1 protein-coding gene is annotated in these 429 nt (G+C 59.4%); it reads left to right on the forward strand.

Annotation, left to right across the window (positions count from 1 at the left end; all coding sequences use genetic code 11):
- Positions 1-429 (forward strand): hypothetical protein (locus AC3WK5_RS29015; protein ID WP_492574163.1); only part of this gene is annotated, 429 nt, incomplete at both ends.

Consider the following 429-nt stretch of genomic DNA (forward strand, 5'->3'; position numbering starts at 1 on the left):
GGCGCCAATCGGCTGGATGAAGTCACGGTGACGGGGACCACGTGGACGTTCACTACAGTGGAGTTGTCTCCTGGCGAGCATGTTTTCACGGTCAAGGAGCAGGGTGCTGGTGGGCAGCAGTCGGAGCCCTGGACCGTTACCGTAGAAGCGGTGGCGGTGAAGCCCGCAATCGGCGAAGTGAAAGACTCCGACGGCACCGCGATCAGCAATCCCGATACGACCAGCAAAACGCCGTTGACGCTCACAGGCACGGTAGCTGAAGGTAAAAGACTCGACATTTACGATGGCGCCAATCGGCTGGATGAAGTCACGGTGACGGGGACCACGTGGACGTTCACTACAGTGGAGTTGTCTCCTGGCGATCATGTTTTCACAGTCAAGGAGCAGGGTGCCGGTGGGCAGCAGTCGGAGCCCTGGACCGTTACCGTA

The sequence above is a fragment of the Pseudomonas sp. FW306-02-D09B genome, assembly GCF_058782685.1.